Consider the following 3,107-nt stretch of genomic DNA (forward strand, 5'->3'; position numbering starts at 1 on the left):
CGTTTGTTCGGCGGTTGATTGACGGATACGCACAAACCGTACGATAGGCGCTTCTATCCAATTTGTTTCATCTTTGACACTGTCATCACCACCGAGGTGGAAACGTACCCAGTTTTTCCCGTTACGCTCAAATTCTTCAACATCAATGGCATTTAAAGAGGACGTTGCAGCGCCTGTATCGACTCGGGCATCAAAGGTTTGTTCGATAGCATCAAGGGTCACTTTCTCAATTTCACCCAAAACCACATCATGACGCGGCACGCTTGGTGTGGTGTTACTGGCGACCGACGAGTTTGGAGTTTGAGAGACTTCTTTGGTCACAATGACAGGACGATCGGCTAAGGTTTTTAGTGTTTTGAGCTGGTCTTTGAGTTCGACAAGCTGGGTTTCGAGGCTGTCGATATAATCCATTTGGTTACTAATATGCAGCTCTAAATTTGTCATTTTGTTGGAGATATTGGATTCGGAGCGATGAATGGCAGCCAGCGTCGTTTGATGGTATTCGTCGCCTTTTAAAAGTGTGCAACCAGAGAGCAGGCTAAGTGCGACAAGAGGGACTATTCGCTTAAACATTTGCGACCTTATTTTTATTGGTAGTTTGTTTCATTAGTTATAGCAAAAGATGCGCAGCACATCCTTTGCTAGGGTAGACTTATACGCCAATGAGCGGGTTAAAACTGTGTCAATTATGGTTTTTTGGCAATTAAAATTGCCCGTCTTGGCGCTGGGTATCCTTCAACCGTTTTACTTGCATCATCAGCATCAATGTAGTCGGGGAGAGAATTATGCGTCATCCATTCTGTGGTTCTTTGCTCCTCGAATGAAGTGGTATTTTCATCAACGATACGGACATCGACAAACCCGACTTTTTCTAACCAACCTTTGAGCGCTTTGGCGGAAGGAAAAAAGTAAACGTTACGCATTTGAGCATAGCGATCAAACGGCACTAATACTGCATTTTCATCCCCTTCAATCACTAAGGTTTCTAGAACCAATTCTCCGCCTTCGACCAATTGACTTTTTAGTTGCATCAGGTGATCTAGCGGCGAGCGTCGGTGATATAAGACGCCCATACTAAATACCGTATCAAAGGCTTGTAACATCGGGAGTTGTTCAATGCCTAATGGAACGAGATGGACGCGCTGATCGTTCCCCATTAACTTGCGAACCGCTTCAAATTGAATGAGAAACAGTTCTGATGGGTCAATGCCGATCACTTGGTATGCGCCTTCACCGAGCATACGCCACATATGGTAGCCGTTGCCACAACCGACATCCAATACTGAGCGACCTTTTAACGGTGAAATATGTGGCAGAAGGCGATCCCATTTCCAATCACTTCGCCACTCGGTATCAATATGAATACCATGAAGAAAATAGGGGCCCTTGCGCCATGGATGAAACGTTTTTAGCAAGTTTTCTAACTTCTTCTGCTCTCCGGTCGCCAGTGGCTGGTGGTTGTAGACATTCACTGCTGTTTTTAAATCAACGGTATCTGGTGGAGTATCAGAAATTTTATGTAAAGCACGTAACCAGCGATCCAGATCGCCATGAGGTTTTTCTTGCCAATCAGACAGTTGCTTAGGCAGAACGTCTAACCAAGGCTGTAGACGAGTATCTTGAGCAAGGCGTTGATAAAGTGGACCAAAATTAAACATGGAATGTGTTCCTAAATCGTGCACAAACCCGATGTCCAAACAAAAGTGATGTGTGATTGGCCATGGGGTCGATAGAATTATTTTATGGCGAACATAGAGCCGAAATTAAAGCATTGAAACCAGACTTCGTAGCTTGAAAAACCCAACTGTTTAAAGCGTTTTTTATGGCTCTCTACCGAATCAGGACGCATGACGTTTTCGATAGCACTGCGTTTTTGACTAATTTCTAACTCGCTATAGCCATTAGCGCGTTTAAAGTCATGGTGTAAATCGATCAATAGCTCATGAGCGCTCTCATCAGGGAAGATAAATTTCTCTGAGATAATTAAAATTCCGCCCGGACGCAAGCCTGCATAGACTTTTTCAAGCAGTGTATAGCGATCGTTAGGCGATAAAAACTGTAAAGTAAAATTAAGTACCACTACCGATGCATTCTCAATCGTCACATCACGAATGTCGGCTTCAATGATTTCGACCGGGGTATCAGAACGGTAAGCATTCACGTGTAGTTTACAGCGTTCAACCATCGCCGATGAATTGTCTACCCCAATGATTTTACAGCCTTCTTGCTTAATGTGGCGACGCATAGAAAGTGTGGCCGCCCCTAAGGAGCAACCTAAGTCATATAAATGGCTATGCGGTTTTGCAAAGCGTTCAGCAAGCATGCCAATCGCCGATATAATATTACTGTAGCCTGGCACTGAGCGCTGAATCATATCGGGGAAGACTTCGACCACCCGTTCATCGAAGGTAAAATCACCGATTTTTTCTATTGGGGCTGAGAATATAGTGTCTTTTGAGCTCATAGGAGCACCTTATGCCGGTATCAATTGAACTAAATGTATCGCTCAAAGATGGAAAAGGGGCACATTTTATGAAAATTTTCAGTTTCTGTCATTAGGGTCTGTGGTGGGAACGTGGTTCGTTCGGTTACTTCTATGGGGAGCACCCAACATGCCTACTCAATAAAACGAGGACGCGTTTCTTTGAAGAAGACGCTATTTTAGCGCTATAATCAGCGCCAATTTTTCCATTGCTGGTGCTTTAATCAAAATCTGCTTGATTATTAAGCAAAGTAAAGCGTGCGGAATAAAACACAGTAAAATTATATTCTGGAAGGTCGATCTTCACCCGCTTTCAGCGTATAAATGGAACCATGTGTCGTAGGGATAATCGTAGTATCTGCGGCTTGAAAATTAGATGATAAATATAGAGGTTGGGAATTTCATTATGCGTAGCCATTATTGTGGTCACCTGAACAAGTCCCTTGCAGGACAAACCGTAGAATTATGCGGTTGGGTTAATCGCCGTCGTGACTTAGGCGGTCTTATTTTTATTGATATGCGAGATCGTGAAGGTATCGTTCAGGTTGTGGTTGATCCCGATATGGTCGATGTATTTTCTGTCGCCAACCAACTTCGTAATGAATTTTGCATTCAACTCACCGGT

4 protein-coding genes are annotated in these 3,107 nt (G+C 43.7%); 1 reads left to right on the top strand and 3 read right to left on the bottom strand.

From position 1 onward, the window contains the following. The 3 genes from B7C60_RS14950 to cmoA form a co-directional block, all read right to left on the bottom strand. The coding region (locus B7C60_RS14950) for a putative ATP-dependent zinc protease (protein WP_245869535.1) at positions 1-573 on the bottom strand (573 nt) is incomplete at its 3' end. A 113-nt stretch (positions 574-686) separates the two neighbouring features. Next, positions 687-1,658: a tRNA 5-methoxyuridine(34)/uridine 5-oxyacetic acid(34) synthase CmoB gene (gene cmoB / locus B7C60_RS14955; RefSeq protein WP_099612338.1), complete on the bottom strand. Its 972-nt coding sequence runs from the start codon at positions 1,656-1,658 to the stop codon at positions 687-689. A gap of 77 nt (positions 1,659-1,735) precedes the next feature. Next, the gene (gene cmoA / locus B7C60_RS14960) at positions 1,736-2,464 is read right to left on the bottom strand and encodes a carboxy-S-adenosyl-L-methionine synthase CmoA (protein WP_099612339.1); all 729 of its coding nucleotides are present in this window, start codon (positions 2,462-2,464) and stop codon (positions 1,736-1,738) included. 424 nt (positions 2,465-2,888) lie between these two features. Here cmoA and B7C60_RS19640 point away from each other — a divergent pair. Further along, the coding region (locus tag B7C60_RS19640; protein WP_245869538.1) for an OB-fold nucleic acid binding domain-containing protein at positions 2,889-3,107 on the top strand (219 nt) is incomplete at its 3' end.

The organism is Vibrio fujianensis (genome assembly GCF_002749895.1).
Lineage (GTDB): Bacteria > Pseudomonadota > Gammaproteobacteria > Enterobacterales > Vibrionaceae > Vibrio > Vibrio fujianensis.